Source organism: Shewanella oncorhynchi (genome assembly GCF_030848765.1).
GTDB classification, from domain to species: Bacteria; Pseudomonadota; Gammaproteobacteria; order Enterobacterales; family Shewanellaceae; genus Shewanella; species Shewanella oncorhynchi.
This window is the reverse complement of record NZ_CP132914.1, coordinates 389,072-409,693: the sequence shown is the minus strand read 5'-3', so window position 1 is coordinate 409,693 and position 20,622 is coordinate 389,072. Positions and strand designations below refer to the sequence as shown.

19 protein-coding genes and 1 pseudogene are annotated in these 20,622 nt (G+C 48.5%); 19 read left to right on the top strand and 1 reads right to left on the bottom strand.

Annotated features, from left to right (window positions below):
- The first annotated feature begins 3 nt into the window (after nt 1-3).
- The 3 genes from ridA to RA178_RS01945 all read left to right on the top strand — a co-directional run bounded on the left by ridA (nt 4) and on the right by RA178_RS01945 (nt 3,685).
- On the top strand, nt 4-387 hold the full coding sequence (gene ridA / locus RA178_RS01955) for a deaminase RidA (RefSeq protein ID WP_306684304.1): 384 nt from the start codon (nt 4-6) through the stop codon (nt 385-387).
- Between the two features lie 507 nt (nt 388-894).
- Nucleotides 895-2,559: an AMP-binding protein gene (locus RA178_RS01950; protein WP_212600293.1), complete on the top strand. Its 1,665-nt coding sequence runs from the start codon at nt 895-897 to the stop codon at nt 2,557-2,559.
- 181 nt (nt 2,560-2,740) lie between these two features.
- Nucleotides 2,741-3,685, top strand: a complete 945-nt coding sequence (locus RA178_RS01945) for a calcium/sodium antiporter (protein WP_105251158.1) — start codon at nt 2,741-2,743, stop codon at nt 3,683-3,685.
- 57 nt (nt 3,686-3,742) lie between these two features.
- Here RA178_RS01945 and RA178_RS01940 read toward each other — a convergent pair.
- Nucleotides 3,743-5,064, bottom strand: a pseudogene (locus RA178_RS01940) (IS4-like element ISSba6 family transposase).
- Between the two features lie 300 nt (nt 5,065-5,364).
- On the opposite strand from RA178_RS01940, the gene RA178_RS01935 reads away from it, so the two are divergent.
- From RA178_RS01935 to RA178_RS01860, 16 genes are all read left to right on the top strand, one after another.
- Nucleotides 5,365-6,069: a tetratricopeptide repeat protein gene (locus RA178_RS01935; RefSeq protein ID WP_306684302.1), complete on the top strand. Its 705-nt coding sequence runs from the start codon at nt 5,365-5,367 to the stop codon at nt 6,067-6,069.
- A gap of 118 nt (nt 6,070-6,187) precedes the next feature.
- The gene (locus RA178_RS01930) at nt 6,188-7,267 is read left to right on the top strand and encodes a sensor histidine kinase (RefSeq protein ID WP_263174325.1); all 1,080 of its coding nucleotides are present in this window, start codon (nt 6,188-6,190) and stop codon (nt 7,265-7,267) included.
- Complete coding sequence (locus RA178_RS01925; RefSeq protein WP_198572537.1) at nt 7,267-7,863, top strand: response regulator transcription factor; 597 nt, start codon at nt 7,267-7,269, stop codon at nt 7,861-7,863. Before RA178_RS01930 ends, RA178_RS01925 begins: the two co-directional genes overlap by 1 nt.
- Before the next feature lie 190 nt (nt 7,864-8,053).
- On the top strand, nt 8,054-10,129 hold the full coding sequence (recG, locus tag RA178_RS01920) for an ATP-dependent DNA helicase RecG (RefSeq protein WP_306684301.1): 2,076 nt from the start codon (nt 8,054-8,056) through the stop codon (nt 10,127-10,129).
- 203 nt (nt 10,130-10,332) lie between these two features.
- Complete coding sequence (locus tag RA178_RS01915) at nt 10,333-11,229, top strand: DUF3014 domain-containing protein (protein ID WP_198572535.1); 897 nt, start codon at nt 10,333-10,335, stop codon at nt 11,227-11,229.
- 337 nt (nt 11,230-11,566) lie between these two features.
- Nucleotides 11,567-12,304 carry a beta-ketoacyl synthase chain length factor gene (locus RA178_RS01910; protein WP_212600288.1) on the top strand — a complete coding sequence of 246 codons (738 nt, stop codon included), beginning with the start codon at nt 11,567-11,569 and terminating at the stop codon, nt 12,302-12,304.
- Complete coding sequence (locus tag RA178_RS01905) at nt 12,297-13,172, top strand: lysophospholipid acyltransferase family protein (protein WP_306684300.1); 876 nt, start codon at nt 12,297-12,299, stop codon at nt 13,170-13,172. The genes RA178_RS01910 and RA178_RS01905 overlap by 8 nt, the downstream gene beginning before the upstream one ends.
- Nucleotides 13,156-13,410 carry a phosphopantetheine-binding protein gene (locus RA178_RS01900; protein WP_011787697.1) on the top strand — a complete coding sequence of 85 codons (255 nt, stop codon included), beginning with the start codon at nt 13,156-13,158 and terminating at the stop codon, nt 13,408-13,410. The genes RA178_RS01905 and RA178_RS01900 overlap by 17 nt, the downstream gene beginning before the upstream one ends.
- 9 nt (nt 13,411-13,419) lie before the next feature.
- On the top strand, nt 13,420-13,668 hold the full coding sequence (locus RA178_RS01895) for an acyl carrier protein (RefSeq protein ID WP_011787696.1): 249 nt from the start codon (nt 13,420-13,422) through the stop codon (nt 13,666-13,668).
- The gene (locus tag RA178_RS01890; RefSeq protein WP_219251361.1) at nt 13,668-14,216 is read left to right on the top strand and encodes a COG4648 family protein; all 549 of its coding nucleotides are present in this window, start codon (nt 13,668-13,670) and stop codon (nt 14,214-14,216) included. The genes RA178_RS01895 and RA178_RS01890 overlap by 1 nt, the downstream gene beginning before the upstream one ends.
- Nucleotides 14,213-15,577 carry an AMP-binding protein gene (locus RA178_RS01885; protein WP_306684299.1) on the top strand — a complete coding sequence of 455 codons (1,365 nt, stop codon included), beginning with the start codon at nt 14,213-14,215 and terminating at the stop codon, nt 15,575-15,577. The genes RA178_RS01890 and RA178_RS01885 overlap by 4 nt, the downstream gene beginning before the upstream one ends.
- Nucleotides 15,570-15,977, top strand: coding sequence for an ApeI family dehydratase (locus tag RA178_RS01880; protein ID WP_306684298.1), 408 nt, complete (start codon nt 15,570-15,572; stop codon nt 15,975-15,977). Before RA178_RS01885 ends, RA178_RS01880 begins: the two co-directional genes overlap by 8 nt.
- Nucleotides 15,971-17,848, top strand: coding sequence for a glycosyltransferase family 2 protein (locus RA178_RS01875; protein WP_306684297.1), 1,878 nt, complete (start codon nt 15,971-15,973; stop codon nt 17,846-17,848). The genes RA178_RS01880 and RA178_RS01875 overlap by 7 nt, the downstream gene beginning before the upstream one ends.
- On the top strand, nt 17,845-19,419 hold the full coding sequence (locus RA178_RS01870; RefSeq protein WP_306684296.1) for an HAL/PAL/TAL family ammonia-lyase: 1,575 nt from the start codon (nt 17,845-17,847) through the stop codon (nt 19,417-19,419). Before RA178_RS01875 ends, RA178_RS01870 begins: the two co-directional genes overlap by 4 nt.
- The gene (locus RA178_RS01865) at nt 19,416-19,847 is read left to right on the top strand and encodes an acyl-CoA thioesterase (RefSeq protein WP_212600283.1); all 432 of its coding nucleotides are present in this window, start codon (nt 19,416-19,418) and stop codon (nt 19,845-19,847) included. The genes RA178_RS01870 and RA178_RS01865 overlap by 4 nt, the downstream gene beginning before the upstream one ends.
- Complete coding sequence (locus RA178_RS01860; protein ID WP_306684294.1) at nt 19,847-20,620, top strand: outer membrane lipoprotein carrier protein LolA; 774 nt, start codon at nt 19,847-19,849, stop codon at nt 20,618-20,620. Before RA178_RS01865 ends, RA178_RS01860 begins: the two co-directional genes overlap by 1 nt.
- Nucleotides 20,621-20,622: the final 2 nt, after the last annotated feature.

Sequence of the window (20,622 nt, the reverse complement as noted above, 5' to 3'; positions counted from 1 at the left end):
GTCATGGCAGAAAAAATCATCATAGCAACCGAAAACGCCCCAGCGGCCATAGGCACGTATTCACAAGCGGTTAAAGTCGGCAGCACAGTGTATTTATCTGGCCAGATCCCGCTCGTGCCAAGCACAATGCAAATTGTCAGCGATGATTTTGAAGCGCAAGTCGTGCAAATATTTGAAAACCTGACGGCGGTTTGTACTGCTGCGGGTGGTTCAATCAACGATATCGTTAAGCTCAACATCTTCCTGATTGATTTAAGCCACTTCGCTAAAGTGAATGAAATCATGAGCCGTTACTTCAGCCAGCCATACCCAGCCCGTGCTGCTATCGGCGTGAAGCAATTGCCGAAGGATTCTCAAGTTGAAATGGACGGCGTGATGGAGCTGTAAGCGCTAGCATTTCACCTTCTATAAACGAAAAGGCGCTACGGCGCCTTTTTGTTACCACCACAATCCTACACCCTACTTGCCACTCTCTTCATCTTGCTTTCATACCAATCACATTAAATATCTAATCAGTTCAGAGCCTCACAGGCATTTCAATCCAAGGCGCATTGACGCAGAAATGGTCATTCCCTTTTAAGTCAATGCAACACCGGAGTGGGATGCCTGTGTGGCTCCCGAAGGGCGGCTGATGTTCACTACATGGCAACGTGCTTTATACTGCGTTTAAGGCTTTCGGCAGAGCACCACTATGCCTTCAAGCCTTCGCCTTGTCTAAAGCGCGTTGAACTCCCGCTGAATGAACAGATATTTAATACGATTGGTATAACACTCAACTTGTAGGCTTTGCGCTCCATTCTCATATTTTACAATCTTGTAAACTATTTGCGCGAGCTCACAAAACTCGCCATACTGGGTACAGCCAAAAGAACAATAAATAACAGGGAATTGCCAATGGATACAGCGATTAAGACGCCAATTGAAATGCTGGCGCACTGGGCTAATACTCAGGGGGACCAAGTCTATTTACGCCAACCGATCAAGGGTCAATTCCTTGATTTTACTTGGGCTGAAGTTCAAGAAAAAGTTCAACAACTTGCCGGAGCCTTACATCACTTAGGCTTAGAGCGTGGTGATAAAATTGCCGTTCTCTCTAAAAACTGTGCCGAATGGTTTATCACCGACCTCGCGTTGATGCACGGCGGCTATGTCAGCGTACCTATTTACCCTACCGCCAACACAGATACTATTCGCTATGTGCTGCAACACAGTGGCGCAAAAGCCATTTTTCTCGGCAAGCTTGACCATTGGGCTGACCAAGAGGCTGGTGTCGGCGGCGAGCTACTACGCCTTGCCATGCCCTATGATACGATGCCAGCACAATATCAATGGGAACAATTGCTTAAGCTAGGCTATCCCTTAGTTAACGCCCCGCTGCCTACTCCAGATCAAGTGATGACACTCATCTATACCTCTGGCTCGACTGGCCAACCTAAGGGCGCGATTCAAACCTTCGCCAGCTATGGCTGGACTTGCCAAGCGGTAGTCCGTGACCTGCGCACCGATGGCGACGATAGACTTTTATCCTATTTACCCTTAGCCCACATCACAGAGCGCGTTGCGATTGAAGGATCATCCTTCTACTCAGGTAGTGTGGTGGCTTTCGTTGAAAGTCTCGACTCCTTCGTTGTCGATGTTCAACGGGCAAAACCAACGGTATTCTTCTCGGTACCACGGTTATGGAGCCTGTTTCAGAAAAACATTATCGACAAAATTGGGGTCAGTAAACTTAATCTATTGTTGAAAATCCCACTGCTTAGCAGCTTTGTGAAATACAAAATCCATAAAGGTTTAGGCTTGAACCATTGTCGTCTACTCGGCTCTGGCTCGGCGCCTATTCCGCCATCACTGATCCACTGGTATCACAGTATTGGTCTTAATATCTGCGAAGCTTGGGGTATGACAGAAAACTGTGCCTATTCGATCATCAACTATCCTTTTGATGCGCGTAAAATTGGTACTGTTGGCCGCCCAGTTGAGGATTGCCAGATCCGCCAAGGCGAGGATGGTGAGCTACTGCTCAAGAGCCCGGGATTAATGACAGCTTATTATCTGCAGCCTGAAGCTACTGCAGCGGCATTCGATGCTGATGGTTTCTTCCACACAGGCGATCTGTGCTCAATTGATGCCGATGGTTGTGTCACTATTACTGGCCGTGTAAAAGACAACTTTAAAACCGCCAAGGGCAAATATGTAGCGCCCGTGCCTATCGAACGTAAATTGGCGCAGGATCCCCATGTTGAACTGATTTGTGTGATTGGCTCTGGTCTGCCACATCCCGTCGCACTAGTGCAGTTATCCGAAGGGGCAAATCTACAAGCCCGCGAAGAAGTCCGCACCTCACTCAAAGCGACACTCGATAGCGTTAATCCGCACTTAGAGTCACACGAACATGTCGATGCGATTGTCGTGGTCAGTGATCCTTGGACGATTGAAAATGATGCGCTCACGCCTACCCTCAAAATCAAACGCCATGTGCTTGAAAAAGCCTTTAGCGAACGAGTTGACGGCATTCGTGGCGCCCAAGTCCGCTGGGAAGATGAATTAACTCAAAAATAACTAGGCCAAACAATCAGTTGGCGAGTATGGTCATCAGCTAGAACTAAGCACGCCTAGGGTGTGCTTTTTTATGACATATTCTGTCAAAATCCGATAAAACCACGTATCATGTGCGCCAGTCGGCCAAGGGGCAATTCCCTTGTACTTTTCCATTCAATATTAGGTTTAACAGAGTCTAACGATGCTAATTACACTATCGATTATTGGCGGTTTTATTATTTTAACCTTAGGCGCAGAAGCCCTAGTTCGTGGCGCGAGTTCAATCGCTCTACGTTTAGGTATTACGCCACTTATCATAGGCTTAACTATTGTAGCCTTTGGTACTAGCGCACCAGAACTGGCTGTGAGTGTAAAATCTGCTCTAGCAGGAAACAGCGGTATCGCCTTAGGTAACGTTATTGGCTCTAACATTGCTAACATAGGTTTGATTTTAGCCATCACGGCACTTATCCGCCCTATTCAAGTGCAATCTCAAGTCGTAAAGCGTGATATCCCTTTGATGATATTGGCTTCCATGTTGTTCTGGGCACTCTTGTTAGATGGCGAGCTCAGCCTAATTGACGGTGTGATATTGCTGTCACTACTGTTCGGTTATTTAGCCTTTAGTTACATCAGCTCGAAAAATGGTAATGAAGAGGAAGAGATTGAAGCAGGTCCAAATAATCCGCTACTTTCAGCCCTATTTATCTTAGTCGGTATTGGTATGTTAGTCGGTGGCGGTATTTTGTTTGTCAACGGCGCAGTAGATTTAGCCAAGACCTTCGGTATCAGTGAAGTCATTATCGGCCTAACGATCGTGGCGATTGGTACCAGTATGCCAGAGTTAGTAACTTCTGTTCTCGCGGCACTGAAAGGTCAGAGTGACATAGCCATAGGTAACGTTGTCGGTTCTAACATATTCAATATTTTGGGTATTTTAGGTATTACTGCAATAGTACAGCCGGTATCATCACTTGGCTTCCAACCCTTTGATTTCATAGTGATGTTGGCATTTGCTATCATGATTTTACCTTTCGCTTGGACAGGATTTCGTATTGGCCGCCGCGAAGGTTCAGTATTACTACTGTGCTACTTAGGTTACTTGGGCTACCTAATAAACCAAGCGAGCACTCAAGCTGTGGTATAACACTTAGCTGATCATTTGCGATAAAAAAACACCGGGGCCTCTCCTAATGCCGTTCACTTAAGAGTGAACGGCATTTTTCTTTGGTCTAACCGGGAACTTGTTTTTGCTCATTTTAAGAACTCGTGGATATGCCCTTTCCCGTTTACCATCCAGCTTAAATTGCCGTGCATTTCGTTCTATATCCAATACGTCTCTCGGGACATTCCCCGGTGTTTGTGATGACAGTTGTGTCAACTTGAAGATGATATAACTCGCCGCATCTCGAAAACTCAGTTGATTGGGGTGGACCGATGGCAAGCTTTTAGCCATCAGCAACATCTTATATCTAATGAGATTATAGGCCAGTAGCACGCCCCATAACTCTTGAGTCACCAGCTCCGGTAGTTGACTACGGAGCGTAAAACGGCTCTCCAGTAGATGTTGCTTCATCTCTCTGTAGCCCAGTTCTATTTCCCATCGATGGGCATATAAGTCGACGATGTCTTCGCTGGGGTAACGCATCGGGTCTGTCAACGAGGTCAAAATGGCGACTGGCTTACCTTTCACTGTCTTAGTCAATAAACGCGCTTCAAGAGTTTCAGGCAGCTGCGGCCATTTCTTTCTGGCCTGAGGTGTAGTGGTGAGTTTCACCCACTGATCATGCTTTCCTAGCGTTCGCACCACCTCATATTGAGTGCCTTTCTTCAATGGCAACAACCAGTGGCTATCAGGTTGCGCTTGCTGCCAAGCTGTAACAGGCCGAGCGAGTAAAATCCTCGGTCAAATAGGGTTAGGCTGTAATTGGGAATGCTAGGAATGAGCTGGGATGCTAAGTTCATTTCATTTTCGGCAACCGAATCAAAGGCGCTGTTGACCAACAAATGGCTGCTTAATTCCATCAAGCAAACCATGCGAATTTGCGGATAAGCAGCTTCGCCTGAAGCGTTTGCGGTACGCGCAAAGGCGGCTTGATTTTGGACACTATCGGGTGTCCGCCACACTACACCGTCAACACCATACAAGTTAAGGCCGCACCAATGAGGATGTTCAGCTCTCGCGTGCCAGGTATTGGCGCTGCGACTAAATACTTCTCTAATAACCTCACTGCCCAATCGTTTACGCGCCTGAGTCACGGCGCTGCGTGCAACATAATCAATCTCTTGCGGCAAAACAATGTCGAGTTTGTTGATGAGTGACCGAACAGATTCCCCTCGGAACAAAGCCATTCCGATAACGGCCCAAATCATCGCGTCCATCGGCAATTTACGCCGTCTTAACGTCGCAACGCCCTGAGAGTCTAGGCAAGATTGAATTAACTCAGGTTCTAACACATCTGCTAAGCAGGTGAATTCGGTTAGGCGGGTAATATGAGTACGGGCGAGTGCTTCTGAGAGTTGCATAAAAAAATCCGATGACATGAGGTCATCGGATTTTGATCTTTTCAGCGAGATCGTCAAGCGATCTGTCTTAACTGATCGGCATTAGGGGCCTCTCCGGTGTTTTGCTCTCTAGGTATTGCTGTCCTTTATTCATCACGCACTTTCTTTAAAGCACACCTCATAAAAAATATAAGCAAATAACTCAACTGATGACATTTGTCATGCCAAAGCCATGACCTTTGTGTCTGCACTTCTTCTATCGAATTTCTGATAATGAGCCCGTACCCAAACATTGGGAAGCTCACTCAATAAGGAAATACCATGAAAACATTACTCCTCGCCTCCAGCTTTTTGCTTATCAGTACTCACTCGTTTGCAGCAACGCTATCAAACACTAACATCACCAATGTAGACGCGGCCTCGAATGCGATGAATCTAACACAATTAAAACAACTGAGCGGTAGCACTCAAGATTATGATAAAGCCTATGCGAACTATCGCTTAGCCATCAGTGCCAATGTAATGGGGCAGAAAACACTCGCTAGCAGCGCACTGACTACAGCGCAAACCACATTAGAAGCACTCGAAACCAGCCAAGCGAATGCAGAATCCCTTGCCCTGTTATCGTCGGTTTATGGCATGCAAGTCGCCTTAGATAATAGTAAAGGTGCAACGCTCGGCATGAAATCCGCCAAGGCGATTGCCAGTGCCGAACAATTAGAACCACAAAATCCACGGGTAGCGCTGGTTAAAGCCATCGCCGCCTATAACACGCCAGCCATATTTGGCGGCAGCATGCAAAATGCTAAGACCTTAGCCACTACAGCCATAGAAAGATTCGCCCAGCCTTGCGACAACATTTGCTGGGGTGAAGCCGAAGCCTACACGTGGCGCGGGCTCGCTAAACAGGAATTAGGCGATAGCCAAGGCGCGATTGAAGATTGGCAACAAGCGATCAAAGTACAAGCAGATTACGGTTGGGCAAAATTTTTGCTTCAACAAAATCAGCAATTAAGTGCAAAATAGACAAAGTTGTTAACGGGGATCTATGGCGCTGACGATAGCGCCAATCCCTAAAAAGAATAAATTAAAACAGATGCCATCGGTGGGCATTCAACAACCAAATCAGTGACACAGAGGCATCATGATAAGCACTCCCCTTCAGCTCGAACGAAAACTTGCTTGGGTGTATTTGATAAACTTAGTGTTTTATCTGATCCCACTTGCCATTAATCCCTACCCAAGCTGGAAAATCGCCCTCAGTTTTGCCGTGTTAATCCCTTTTATTGCCAGTTATTTTTGGACCTATAAGTGCAATAGCCGTAGCGCCTATCTGCCCATTCTCATTATGGTGGCCATAGCAATAGCGATCACACCAATCAACCCAGGCTCTATCTCGCTATTTACCTTTGCCGCCTTCTTCATTGGCTTTTTTTATCCTCTCCGGACCTGTCTGTTGGCTATTGCAGCACTCATCGGCCTGTTGTTTGCCCTCAATGAGATTTACCACTTTAACAGTTACTACTTTCCGCTTTACGGCTCGGGATTAGTGCTCGGCGTGGGCATGTTTGGTGTCGCCGAACGCAGACGTTATCGGCATAAATTGAAAGAACAGCAAAGTGCCCAAGAAATTACCACCTTGGCCACTATGCTTGAGCGTGAACGTATCGCGCGGGATCTACACGACATTATGGGGCATAGCCTATCTTCCATCGCCCTTAAGGCTGAGCTAGCCGAAAAGCTTATCGCAAAACAAGAATATGAACTCGCATCAACCCAATTGACTGAACTAGGACAAATTGCGAGGGAAAGTTTAAGCCAGATCCGCCACACAGTGTCAGACTACAAACACAAGGGCCTAGAGAGTTGCGTGACGCAGCTTTGTAAATCCTTAAGGGATAAAGGCTTAAGTGTCGAGCTCAGTGGTGAGCTACCCAAGCTAGGTGCAACCACAGAAAGCCAACTGAGTTTGATCCTCACCGAACTCATTAATAATATTCTTCGCCATAGCGGTGCAAGTGAATGCTCTATCCACTTTTCTAAGCAATCAGACCGCCTGCTGCTCGAAGTCAAAGACAATGCCGCGGCCAAACCTTTTATAGAGGGTAATGGCCTCACTGGTATACGCGAGCGTCTCGACAGTTTAGGCGGCAGCTTGAGCTATAATCTCGAACAGGGATATACCTTTACCGTCAGTTTACCTTTGCAGGGAGCAACACATTAATGAAGATTTTATTGGCGGAAGATCAAGCTATGGTGCGAGGAGCACTCGCCGCACTCCTTACGCTTGCAGGGGGTTTTAGTATCACCCAAGCAAGTGACGGCGACGAAGCTCTAAGCTTACTCAAACAGCAAAGCTTTGATCTCTTGCTAACGGATATCGAAATGCCCGGCCGCACAGGCTTAGAGCTAGCTACATGGTTAAAGGAGCAACATAGCCAAACTAAGGTTGTGGTCATTACCACCTTCGGCCGTGCGGGCTATATTAAACGTGCCATCGAAGCGGGTGTGGGCGGCTTTCTGCTTAAAGATGCGCCCTCGGAAACCTTAGTCAACGCGATTCAACAAGTGATGGCGGGAAAACGAGTGATCGATCCTGAACTTGCCATGATGGCGATTGGCGATGTCGACCCGCTCAACGACAAAGAACGCCGCGCTCTTCGCCTCGCTAGCGAAGGCAAATCCACCTCCGACATCGCCGAAACTCTTTTTATCGCCGAAGGGACTGTTCGCAACTACCTCTCAGAAGCCATAGCCAAACTCAATGCCAGTAATCGAATCGATGCAGCCCGCATTGCCAAGCAAAAAGGCTGGTTGTAATAACACTCACAGTTAACCACGCTTTCAGCCTAACGATATCTTATCAACAATTTTGTGGTCTTAAGGCCACAGAAGGATATTAGCAATGCTTCCAACAAAATTTGATAACACCCTAATTCCCCTTGAGATTGCCTTACGCTTATTCTCTGTTAATATATGTATAAATTCACAGTGATTGAGTGCTAACGACTTGCAGCAATTGGATCTTGTTCCGATCACCGACCTCAAAGGCGTCGCCAAAAAGGTCGCGGAGAAACTCTCAAAGCTCGGCATCACAACAGTACAAGATCTGCTGTTTCACTTACCCCTGCGCTACGAAGACAGAACCCAAATCTATCCCATTGCCGCCCTCAGCCTAGGCGGTTACGGCACTATAGAAGCTGAAATCCAATCGACACAAATCATCCAAGGCCGCAAGCGCATGCTGGTCTGCAATGTGCGCGACGATACGGGCAGCTTAAGCCTGCGCTTCTTTAACTTTTCCGTTGCTCAGCGTAATGCCATGCAAAATGGTTTGATGATCCGCGCCTACGGTGAAGTGCGCCGTGGTAGTCATCAAGCTGAGATAGTGCATCCAGAATATAAAGTGGTGTATCCCGGTGAAGATGTTCACCTGAGTGATACCCTAACGCCGATTTATCCCACGACTGAGGGCTTAAAACAGGCGAGTTGGCTAAAGCTGACCGAGCAAGCCTTGGTATTGCTGGAAGAGGGTGGCTTAACTGAGCTGCTGCCACCACAATTGCAACCTAACAACATCAGCCTTAAACAAGCGCTGCAGACGCTACATCGTCCTCCTGCGGGGATCTCTCAGTTCGATTTAGAGCTAGGCCAACACCCAGCCCAGCAACGACTCGTGCAGGAAGAATTACTCGCCCACAATCTCAGTATGTTACGCCTAAGGCAGCGCAGTAATTTAGATGCCGCTGTCACCATGCAGGCCACGGGGCAGTTGCTCAATCCCTTCCTCTCGGCTCTGCCCTTTAAGCCGACTGGCGCCCAGCAAAGAGTCGTGGCTGATATAGGCAAAGATTTAGAAAAACCGCACCCTATGATGCGCTTAGTGCAAGGGGATGTTGGCTCGGGCAAAACCTTAGTCGCGGCGATGGCGGCATTACAAGCGATTGAAAACGGGTATCAAGTTGCCATGATGGCACCGACCGAGTTATTGGCCGAGCAACATGCAACTAACTTTGCCGCTTGGTTTGAGCCACTCGGACTTAAAGTCGGTTGGCTGGCGGGAAAACTTAAAGGCAAGGCCAGAACCCAATCCCTTGCGGATATTGAATCTGGCGCAGCCCAAATGGTGATTGGCACCCATGCCATCTTCCAGCAGCATGTGGTCTTTAGCAAACTCGCGTTAATTATTATCGATGAGCAACACAGATTCGGCGTACACCAACGCTTAGGCCTGCGGGAAAAGGGCGTGAGCCAAGGTTTCCACCCGCATCAATTGATCATGACAGCCACACCTATTCCCCGCACGCTGGCGATGACGGCCTATGCAGATCTCGACACGTCCATTATCGATGAACTGCCGCCGGGGCGAACTCCAGTGACCACAGTGGCGATTGCTGATTTACGCCGTAACGAAGTGCTTGAACGGGTCCGCAACGCTGTCATTAGCGACCAACGTCAGGCCTATTGGGTGTGTACTCTGATTGAAGAATCCGAAGTGCTCGAATGCCAAGCCGCCGAAGACACAGCCGAAGAACTGCGCCTCGCCCTGCCCGAGCTCAATATTGGCCTAGTGCATGGCAGATTAAAGAGCGCCGAGAAACAGCAAATCATGGCCGACTTTAAGGCAGGCATTATTCATCTACTGGTAGCGACAACCGTGATTGAAGTGGGCGTCGACGTGCCCAATGCCAGCCTGATGATCATTGAAAACCCTGAACGTTTAGGTCTAGCACAACTACATCAACTGCGCGGACGAGTCGGTCGAGGCGCCATCGCAAGCCATTGTGTGTTACTCTACAAGGCGCCGTTGAGCCATACCGCCACCCAAAGACTGAGTGTACTCAGACAAAGCAATGATGGTTTCATCATAGCGCAGAAAGATTTAGAAATTCGTGGTCCGGGTGAAGTGCTTGGCACTAAGCAGACGGGACTGGCTGAGCTCAAAATTGCCGATCTGGTGCGCGATCAAGCTTTGATCCCACACATTCAGAAATTAGCGAGCCATGTAATGGCGCAAGCTCCCGAAAAAGTCGATGCAATTATTTTACGTTGGCTCGGGCACAGACAGCACTATGTGCAGGCTTAAGCCGTAAATATTAAAGGGTAAAGAACGAGGCGTAACATCTGCCTTTACTCGAAATAAATTGTTTATGTTCAGCTAAGCGCTATAGACAAGCGCATGGAAACTTGCAAAATGAACCTGCGGCCTTCAAATAGCCCGCTCTTGCACTTTAATGTTAGCTGCATGTATTCACCAAGTTACCTTGACACTCAAGCGAAGGATGTAAAATGCAAGTTAATCAAGATGATAGAATAACACCTCAAGAGACTTCTTCTAGCAGCAATCGCTTTGCGCTTTTTGCGATAGTGCTCGTCGTGCTACTTTCTGCCGGAGGATATTATTACTACAGCGGTGATTCTGACTCACCTAAACTCATTCCTAACGCCCCTATTGTATTGCCTGAAACACCGCCATCTGAACCTATGACGCTCGAAAGTGCGCCAGAGCCTGAAACCACAGAGACGACGCCTGCCGTTACAGAAACGAACATCAATAGCACTGAAACCACTGCAGTGGCAGAGCCTGAAGTTGTCGTAGAACCTGTGCCTGTGCTGGCTGAAAGTGATGCATTTGTGCAACAAAAAGCTCTCGCCATGATCAATAACAATGTGCTGAGTTCTTCGTTAGTGCAGCAAGATCTCGTCCGCCAATTTGTGGTATTCGTGGATAACCTAGCTCAGGGTGAATTAACCCGTAAAGTTAGCCCACTTAAAGGACCAGAGAAGCTGTTCTCAGTCTCAGAAATCACCAACAAAGTGTATTTAAATCCTGAGGGGTTCCACAGATACGACGCCTATGTTGACTCGATTGCCAAAATGGACGAACAGAGCTTAATCACAACTTACAAGCAACTGACGCCGCTCCTAGAGGAAGCTTTTACCGAACTCGGCTACAGCAACGCCAAATTTAACGACAGAATGCTGCAAGCAATTAAAATGTTACTCGCAGCACCTATTATTGAAGATCCGATTGAGCTGAATTCAATTAGCGTTAACTATCAATTCGTTGACCCTAACTTAGAGGCACTACCCAGTGCACAAAAACTGTTGATCCGTATGGGTCCAGAAAATACTCGCAAGTTGAAAGTAGCGCTGCGTAAAATCGAGAGTCAATTGTCGCAATAGGTTATCAAGCTCATGCCAAAAGGCGCTCAGTGCGCCTTTTTTCATTTTAACCTGTAAGTTAAAGTGTCTGCACAATCAGATAGCCACTGCGATATTTGTTATTCAATGTCAAATAAGCGCTGCAAATCACAGCACTTGATCCCATTCCGTTAACCCGCACAATGCAAATGGCTTCATAAAAAGAAGGGGCATAGTGTAGAATGACCACGCTGTAGAGGGCATTTCGAGCGTCATTCTTCTAACGCGTATACTCCTCACTATGGTATGACAATCCATTAATGTTCTAACTTAGTTAGGGATAACTAAGACAGCTTAAATTTAGTGTCGAGGCAAAGTAGTGCAACTAACATTCAGCATTCTCTCTTGGGGCGCTTGGGCCCCCCAATATCAGCACCATCAAAGTTGGCAAACTTGGTGCGAGAGTTCGGCTGAGCTCAATCTCGATACGCCACCACAGTCGGATACCACCGCTCCCGCACTCAAACAAATTCCCGCCATGCAGCGCCGCCGTTTTAGTCGCTTGACTAAGATGATGTTAGAGGTGAGTTTTCAGTGCGAAATGCCTGCAAATTGTCGCTCTATTTTTGCCTCGCGCCATGGAGAGTTGCAGCGCACCATTGGCCTACTCGAAGACATTATCGCCAAACAACCCTTATCGCCCTTAGGTTTTAGTCAGTCGGTGCACAACACCGCCAGCGGCATTTTTGGCATATTGGCGGCCAATACCGCGCCTTCAACCTCTGTTGCGGCGGGCACAGAAACCCTGTCCCAAGCTATGGTCGAAGCCTTCGCCCAATTACATCAATCGCCAGAACCATTGCTATTGGTGTTCGGTGATGACCCAGTGCCTCCGGTGTACGATGAGTTTACCCAAGAATTTGAATTACCTTTGGCCCTAGGCCTACAGCTCGCACCCTTCGATACACCCGCTTCGGCCAAGCTCACGGTGAGCCGCATTTCTAAGGCAACAGCTTTAAATCCGCTGACCTATGGTGCATTTATCCACGCCCTAGCGACGGCGCAAAATATTTCAGGCTGCTTATCCCAATGGCATTGGAGACTTGAGCATGTTTGATGCAGCCCACAGCCATGACGCCGCTAAGGGCCATGAAGATTCAATGCTCAATGCCGCTTATACCTTGCCGGAAACTCGCCGCGAAGGGCTGAATTATGTGCCACGTTGGCTAGGCGGTGTAAGTTGTTATATCGCCTTTGGCTTAGGCGGCTTATTAAGCTCCTTGACCATTTTGCCTTTGCTGCGTTTTTGGCCAGGCACACCAGAGGCGCGGATTATTCGGGTACAAAAGGCCGTGCATTTAATGTTCAAAGGCTTTGTCGCCATGCTCACTTGGGCAGGTGTGATTAAGGTCAGCAGCCACGATGCCCAAAAATTACATGATGCCAAAGGCGTTATCGTCATTGCCAATCACCCCAGTTTAGTGGATGTGGTGGTATTGATAAGTCTCATGCCCAATGCGGGCTGTATAGTCAAACAAGCTTTGTGGCGGAATCCATTTTTGCGTGGTGTGGTGTCCTGCGCAGGTTATATTCCCAATCGCGGCGCCGAACTCATGCTAGAGGATTGCCGCGAAGTGCTCGCAAGAGGCACCAATTTAATTATCTTCCCCGAGGGCACGCGTACGGTGGTCGGTGCGACCATTAACAACTTTGCCCGCGGCGCTGCCAATATCGCCTTAAGGGCCGAAGCGGATATTTTACCTGTGGTGCTACGTACCAATGTGCGTGGTTTGACAAAGGAGCAACCTTGGTATGAAATCCCAAGGCAAACCATGGGAATGGCCGTTGAAATTGGCACAATCGTTTCTTACCAGAAGTACCAAGCGGCTTTAGGTGAGCATGCAAAAATGGCCCGGCAGCTGACGCGGGATCTTGAACATTACTATAAACAACAACTCGAAAATAATTATGAACTTAAACAATGAAATAAAGCAGTTAATCATCGACTGTCTCGATCTAGAAGACGTCAGCATTGATGATATTGAAACCGATGCGCCGCTATTTGGCGAAGGTTTAGGCTTAGATTCTATCGACGCCCTCGAGCTCGGCTTAGCCATCAAGAAAAAATTTGATGTCAAAATCGAAGCCAATTCGGATGCCACTAAGGCCCATTTCCACAGTGTTGCCAGCTTAGCTCGCTTTATCGAATCACAGCGTCCATAGGAGAGGAATATGCAAAATCGTGAACAAATCCTCGCTATGCTGACCACTATTTTAGTGGACGAATTCGAAATTGATGCCGAGGCGATTACGCCTGAGGCTAACCTGTATGAAGAGCTCGATCTCGACAGTATTGATGCAGTCGACTTAGTGATAAAACTGCAGCAACTGACAGGTAAAAAGATCCAACCCGATGAATTTAAATCAGTTCGCACAATCAATGATGTGATTAATGCTATCGAAGGTTTAGTTAAAACCTAATGCGAGCCTTGCTACAGGTCTTAACCGCCCTAACTTTGCTGGCCTACCCCGTTGCCGTGTATTTAGGGCTCAATTACTTACCTGCTGGCACCATAGCGCTCGTGCTGTGTTTATTGCTGATAATGCGGCTAATGCTACAAAAGCAAAAGGTTAAGACATTAGTTTTACCACTATTGGTGGGGATTATGCTCACGGCAGGCAGTTATCTTGCCAAGCGCAGTGATTGGCTGCTGTATTACCCAGTAGTGATAAATCTCACTATGCTGGCGCTGTTCAGTTATTCACTGCACACTGGCCCTAGCATGATCGAACGTTTAGCCCGTTTGAAAGAACCCGATTTACCGGATGAAGCCACTGGGTATCTTAAAAAAGTCACTCTACTTTGGTGCGGCTTATTTATCTTCAATGGCACTATGGCGGCTTACACCGCTGGCTTTACTAGCTTAGCAACCTGGACCTTGTATAACGGTTTGATTGCATACGTACTCATGGGACTGCTCCTCGGTGGGGAGTGGTTATATCGCAGCTTTTGGTTGAAGAAAACATGACACAGCTACTCAAAAACTGGTTAACCCAAGGGCCCTTTGCCCAACAACTGATCAGCTTTAATCACCACGACATAGTCACAGGTGCATTATTTACCAATCAGGTGGCGTATTTTTATGAGCAACTGCTGGCGGCGCCAGAGAAAAAATGGCTGCTCGCGAGTGATACCAGCGATCTGTTTGCTGTCGGTTTATGTGCGGCGCTGTTAGCAGGCAAGGAAATTATCTTACCAGCCAACACCCAAACGGGCACGCTGAGCGAGTTAACCCACCAGTTTGAAGGCATATTGTCGGACAAGCCATTGTGTGAAAGTCAGGCCTTTATTCTACTGAGAAAAGAACTAAGCCTGCCGAGTAAACCTTGGCCGGCGAGCGAGGCTATCGGTGAACTTGTGCTATTTACCTCCGGCAGCAGTGGCGAACCTAAGGCGATCCGTAAAACACTTCAGCAATTAGACGTTGAAGTCTCAGTGCTCGAACATACCTTTGCCGAACATTTACCCCATTGCAGTGTGGTTTCAACGGTTTCCCACCAGCATATCTATGGCCTGTTATTCAAGATTTTGTGGCCACTCGCCGCCAGTCGGCCGTTTTTAAGCGAGCAGATTGAATACCCAGAAACCTTAAGCTATTACACTGCCTTACTGCCAAACCTGTGTTTGATCAGTAGCCCTGCCCAGTTATCGCGTTTACCTAAGGCCTTAGAGCACGAGCGGCAGCTGCGCTCACCTAGCTTAGTGTTTAGCTCTGGCGGGCCCTTAAGTTTTGCGGCGGCTCAAGGGATCAGCCAATGCTATGGTCACTTGCCCATCGAAATTTTTGGTAGCACAGAAACGGGCGGCATCGCCTATCGCCGTCAGCATGAGGCCGATGAACCTTGGCAAGTGTTTGACAGAATATCGATAGATCAAGATCCTAGCGATGGAGCCTTGCTACTTAAATCACCCTATTTGGCCGACGATGAATGGCTGCGCTGCGAAGATAAAATCGAACCAACCAAAAATGGCCAGTTTAGACTCAAGGGCCGACTCGATCGCATTGTTAAGATTGAAGAAAAACGTCTATCACTGGCACAAATGGAAACGCTGTTAGGCAGCCATGCCTATGTTGAGCAAGCCGCACTTGTGGTATTGCCGCAGTTTAAATCCCAACTGGGCGCGGTCGTGACCCTATCCGCACTTGGCCGCAGCGTGCATCAAGAGCAGGGAAAACTCAGTATCAACAATGCGTTAAAAGCACATTTACTGACGCAATTTGAGCGAGTCACCCTGCCACGCCGCTGGCGTTATCCCGATATTTTACCGCTTAACACTCAGGGTAAGCGTGTCACGGCCCAGTTAGTCGAGTTATTTGATCATGATTAAATCGAGTTTACCGCCGATCCTGCATTCCAATATCGGCATGGATAATATTGAATTACGTTTGTTAGTGGCGGCCGACCTTGAATCTTTTAAGGGACATTTTCCCGAGCAAGCCGTGCTACCGGGCGTGACACAATTAGATTGGGCGGTGCGTTTAGGCTGCCAATATTTTGGTTATTCAGAGGCGGTTGCTAACTTAGAAGTGCTTAAGTTTCAGCAACTCATACTGCCGGGGCAAGAAGTCACCTTAAGCATTAGCAACAATGCGACTAAGGGAAAACTCACCTTCGCCTATAGCGATGGTGAAAACCGCTACGCGTCAGGTCGTATCGCCTTCGATATCTCGCCCGTTAACAGCAAGCCTTCTGATACCAACAGCAGCGATGGGGCGAGCCAGTGCTAACACCTCCCAGCGACTTAGTTGAGTCGGCGCCCATTAAGCTCGCCTTAGTGATCCCCAATTACAATCACAGTGCCGCAATTGCCCAGACCTTGGCCGAACTCGCCCAATTTAATCTGCCCTGTTATTTGATTGATGATGGCAGCAATGACGAAACCCGTTATCTACTGCAATCCTTAGCCCAAACCTATCCTTGGGTGACTTTGCTGCTGCATCCTTACAACCGTGGTAAAGGCGCTGCTGTGATGACGGGCCTACGCCGAGCCTACCGCGATGGCTATAGTCATGCACTGCAGGTCGATGCCGATGGTCAACACAATCTAGCCGATATTCCAGCTATGGTAGCAAGGGCGCAGGCTAAACCCGATGCACTGATTTCAGGCAAACCCGAGTACGATGAATCCGTGCCTAAGGGCAGGCTTTATGGCCGTTATATCACCCATTTTTGGGTGTGGGTCGAAACCTTAAGCTTTGATATTCAAGATTCTATGTGTGGCTTTCGCGTTTATCCCCTCGCCGCCACCGAGCGATTACTGTGCCAGCAAGCATTAACGGAACGAATGGATTTTGATATTGAAATCCTCGTCAAACTCTACTGGCAAGGGGTGGAGATTTTATTCCAGCCGACTAAGGTGATTTATCCCGAAGGTGGTGTTAGTCACTTTCAAGGTGTGGCCGACAATGTGCGCATCACTAAACTGCATACCAAGTTATTTTTCGGCATGCTCAAACGCCTGCCTTGGCTATTGAAGCGTAAATCACAGCAACAAGCCGCGCAAAACTCCCATTGCTCGTCAGCAACACAATCGACTTCAGCAACATCATCAACTTCAGCCACCCATTGGTCGGGCATGAAGGAGCGCGGCAGTTACTGGGGCATCAAACTGTTAGCCGAGAGCTATCGTATTGGCGGCCATTGGTTGTGCCGCGCCATTATGTATCCGGTGATTTGCTATTTCTTTCTCACGGGCAAAGTCACCCGCGAAGCCTCATTAGATTTCCTGCGCCGCGTGCAAATGCTTGAGCCGCAACATCCTAAGCTCAATCAGCCCATAGGCTGGCGCGATAGCCTGAATCACTTTTTAGCCTTTGGAAATGCCGCACTCGATAGAATCGATGCCTGGTGCGATCGCATCCAATTGAGCCAAGTGGATTTCCCCGATCGCCAAGTGCTGGCCGACCAGCTCGAAAGCGGCAAAGGCGCCGTCTTATTAGTGTCGCACCTTGGCAATTTAGAGCTCTGCCGCGCCATTTCAATCCACCAACGCAAAGTTAAAGTGAATGTCATGGTGTTAACGAGCCATGCAGAAAATTTCAATAAGGTACTCAAGCAGTTAAACCCTGATAGCACGCTTAATCTTATTCAAGTGACCGAGCTTAACCCCGCGACGTCTATGCTGTTGCAACAAAAGATAGAAGACGGTGAACTGGTGGTGATCGCGGGCGATAGAACCTCGCCGAATACCCAAGGTCGCGTCCTGTACGCGCCCTTTATGGGGCAAGATGCGGCGTTTCCCCAAGGGCCATTTATTTTGGCAGGTTTACTCGATTGCCCTGTGTTTTTAATGTTTTGCCTGCGGGAACAGGGCCGTTATCGGGTGCATTTAGAGCACTTCGCCGAAACACTTAAAGGCCCAAGGGCGGGCAGAATGGACAGATTACAGCAGGCGGTAAATCGCTACAGCGAGCGCTTAGAATACTTTGCCAGACGCGAGCCTTTGCAATGGTTTAACTTCTTCGATTTTTGGCGTAAAGACAGCGAGTTAGAACGCGCATCAACCAATTCAGTACAAGCAGATACTGTAACAACAGAATCAGCATCACAGCAGATCCCAGAGCAGGATCATAAGACAGACAGGACAAGTCATTCATGAGCCACACCCAAGCCGACGACTCAAAGAATCAATCAGACTTAAAGACTGTTGAGTTCGGCCGTCAATTTCTTACATTAGAACAAGTGGTTGCCGTCGCCAAGGGCGCACCAGTCAAGCTCTGTGATGATGCGGATTATCAAGAATATATCCAAAAAGGTGCGCGCTTTATCGATAGTCTGCTGCACGAAGAAGGCGTGGTTTATGGTGTAACAACTGGTTATGGCGACTCTTGCACAGTCAATGTGAGCTTAGATCTGGTCCACGAATTGCCACTGCATTTAACCCGCTTCCACGGCTGCGGTTTAGGCGAGACCTTAAGCATAATGCAGGCCCGCGCTGTGATGGCTTGCCGTTTAAACTCCTTAGCCATTGGCAAATCTGGCGTGACCTATGAGCTATTAAAGCGCATCGAAACCTTGCTGAATCTCAACATAGTGCCAGTGATCCCAGAGGAAGGCTCGGTCGGCGCCAGTGGTGATTTAACGCCGCTGTCGTATTTGGCCGCCGTGTTAGTCGGCGAGCGCGAAGTGATTTACCAAGGTGAGCGCCAAGCGACTCAAGCTGTGTACGCTAAGCTCAACATTATCCCGCACGTATTGCGCCCCAAAGAAGGCTTAGCCCTGATGAACGGCACGGCTGTGATGACGGCCTTGGCCTGTTTAGCCTTCGATCGCGCCCAATATCTTGCCCGCTTAAGTAGCCGCATTACCGCTATGGCTTCGTTAACGCTAAAAGGCAACTCGAACCATTTTGATGAAATCTTATTTGCCGCCAAACCGCATCCGGGACAAAACCAAATCGCCACTTGGATACGGGAAGATTTAAATCACCACGAACATCCGCGCAATTCGGACAGGCTGCAGGACAGATATTCCATCCGCTGCGCACCGCACATTATCGGCGTGTTGCAGGATGCGCTGCCGTTTATGCGTCAGTTTATCGAAACCGAAGTCAACAGCGCCAACGATAACCCAATTGTCGACGGCGAAGGCGAGCATATTCTCCACGGTGGCCATTTTTACGGCGGCCATATCGCCTTTGCGATGGATTCACTGAAAAATACTGTGGCTAACTTAGCCGATCTTATCGATCGCCAAATGGCACTGGTAATGGATCCTAAGTTTAATAATGGCTTACCCGCTAACTTATCCGGCTCAACCGGCCCGCGCCGCGCGATTAATCATGGCTTTAAAGCGGTGCAAATTGGGGTATCGGCGTGGACAGCAGAAGCGCTCAAGCACACTATGCCCGCCAGCGTATTCTCGCGCTCGACCGAATGCCACAACCAAGACAAGGTGAGCATGGGCACTATTGCCGCCCGCGACTGTATGCGCGTGCTGCAATTGACCGAACAAGTCGCGGCGGCAGCCTTGCTCGCCATGACTCAAGGTATTGGTCTGCGTATCGTCCAAAATGAGCTGGACGAAGCCTCGCTCACCCCTTCATTGGCGAAAACACTCGCCCAAGTACGCGCCGATTTTGAGACATTAATCGAAGACCGACCGCTTGAAGCCGTGCTGCGCCAAACCATAGCTAAAATCCAAGCAGGCGAATGGGAAGTGTGCCGATGAAATCATTGCTCACTATCGATATGGAAATGCAAATCCCCTTCCACGATGTGGATTCCATGGGGATCACTTGGCATGGTAATTACCTGCGTTATTTCGAGATTGCTCGCTGCAAACTGCTCGATGAGCTGGGCTATAACTACCGCCAAATGCAAGCATCTAACTATGCGTGGCCAATTATCGATTTGCAGATTAAATACGTCAAAGCCAGCACCTTCGAGCAAAAAATCACAGTCCGCGCCGAGTTAGTCGAGTGGGAAAACCGCTTAAAGATCAATTATCAAATTCGCGATGTCGAAACCGGTGCGCGCATCACTAAGGGTTATACCATTCAAGCGGCGGTCGATATGTGCACCCAAGAATTGTGTTTTGTCACCCCAGAGGTGTTCCGTGACAAAATCGCCACCCTGCTCGCTAAGGTGGAAGACTAATGAACTCAGTACTCGCCAAGAGCTCTGCGCTGACGAAGAATCCTGTGCTGACAAAGTGTGCATTATTTCTCTGCTTAGCTTTTGCTTTGATAAGCCTGCCACTCAAGGCTGAGACTTTAGCCGCGCCCGACGCTTATCAAACACTCTTTAGCCAAAGTGCAGATACCGCGCAGCTTGTCGCCTTAAGCCAAAAACTTAACTTGGGCGAAACGGTGAGAGGTCAGTTTGTGCAATCTCGGCAGTTAAAGGTGCTCAAAAAGCCGTTAATCAGCCAAGGTCAGTTTATCTTCGATCAAACCCAAGGGCTGATCTGGCAACAGATAAAACCCTTCGAATCCCTACTGATTTTAAAGGATAAGCAACTGATCCAGCGTGATAGTCAAGGTCGAGTGCAGGTCAGCAAGGCCGATGCCTCGGCAAGCGCTGCCGCTATGGGCGATTTATTACCCAGCCTAGTGCGCGCTATGCTGGGCGGGGATATTTCCGGTTTAAGCGAAAACTTCGAGCTGCACTTTCTCATCACAGACAGGTTAAGCCCAGACGGCCAATGGCAATTAGGGCTAACGCCCAAAGATCCCTTAATGAAAAAAGCCATCGCCAATATGGTGTTAGAGGGGAGCGATGTGTTGCAATCCTTAGTGCTGCTGAGCGCAGCGCCGAGTGTGAGCCCACAGGATATGACCCGCATCGACTTTAGTGCGCTTTCCCAAGGTAAACTCAGCGAAACCGAATTGACGCAGTATGCTGTGGCGATAGAGGCGAATAAACCTTAACC

Bases quoted from the DNA above. Each gene is read 5' to 3' on its own strand.
- RA178_RS01890 (WP_219251361.1), top strand. From the start codon at position 13,668: ATGCGAGCCTTGCTACAGGTCTTAACCGCCCTAACTTTGCTGGCCTAC.
- RA178_RS01930 (WP_263174325.1), top strand. From the start codon at position 6,188: ATGATAAGCACTCCCCTTCAGCTCGAACGAAAACTTGCTTGGGTGTAT.
- RA178_RS01900 (WP_011787697.1), top strand. From the start codon at position 13,156: ATGAACTTAAACAATGAAATAAAGCAGTTAATCATCGACTGTCTCGAT.
- RA178_RS01950 (WP_212600293.1), top strand. From the start codon at position 895: ATGGATACAGCGATTAAGACGCCAATTGAAATGCTGGCGCACTGGGCT.
- RA178_RS01880 (WP_306684298.1), top strand. From the start codon at position 15,570: ATGATTAAATCGAGTTTACCGCCGATCCTGCATTCCAATATCGGCATG.
- RA178_RS01925 (WP_198572537.1), top strand. From the start codon at position 7,267: ATGAAGATTTTATTGGCGGAAGATCAAGCTATGGTGCGAGGAGCACTC.
- RA178_RS01860 (WP_306684294.1), top strand. From the start codon at position 19,847: ATGAACTCAGTACTCGCCAAGAGCTCTGCGCTGACGAAGAATCCTGTG.
- RA178_RS01870 (WP_306684296.1), top strand. From the start codon at position 17,845: ATGAGCCACACCCAAGCCGACGACTCAAAGAATCAATCAGACTTAAAG.
- RA178_RS01885 (WP_306684299.1), top strand. From the start codon at position 14,213: ATGACACAGCTACTCAAAAACTGGTTAACCCAAGGGCCCTTTGCCCAA.
- RA178_RS01895 (WP_011787696.1), top strand. From the start codon at position 13,420: ATGCAAAATCGTGAACAAATCCTCGCTATGCTGACCACTATTTTAGTG.
- RA178_RS01935 (WP_306684302.1), top strand. From the start codon at position 5,365: ATGAAAACATTACTCCTCGCCTCCAGCTTTTTGCTTATCAGTACTCAC.
- RA178_RS01905 (WP_306684300.1), top strand. From the start codon at position 12,297: ATGTTTGATGCAGCCCACAGCCATGACGCCGCTAAGGGCCATGAAGAT.
- ridA (WP_306684304.1), top strand. From the start codon at position 4: ATGGCAGAAAAAATCATCATAGCAACCGAAAACGCCCCAGCGGCCATA.
- RA178_RS01945 (WP_105251158.1), top strand. From the start codon at position 2,741: ATGCTAATTACACTATCGATTATTGGCGGTTTTATTATTTTAACCTTA.
- RA178_RS01915 (WP_198572535.1), top strand. From the start codon at position 10,333: ATGCAAGTTAATCAAGATGATAGAATAACACCTCAAGAGACTTCTTCT.
- RA178_RS01865 (WP_212600283.1), top strand. From the start codon at position 19,416: ATGAAATCATTGCTCACTATCGATATGGAAATGCAAATCCCCTTCCAC.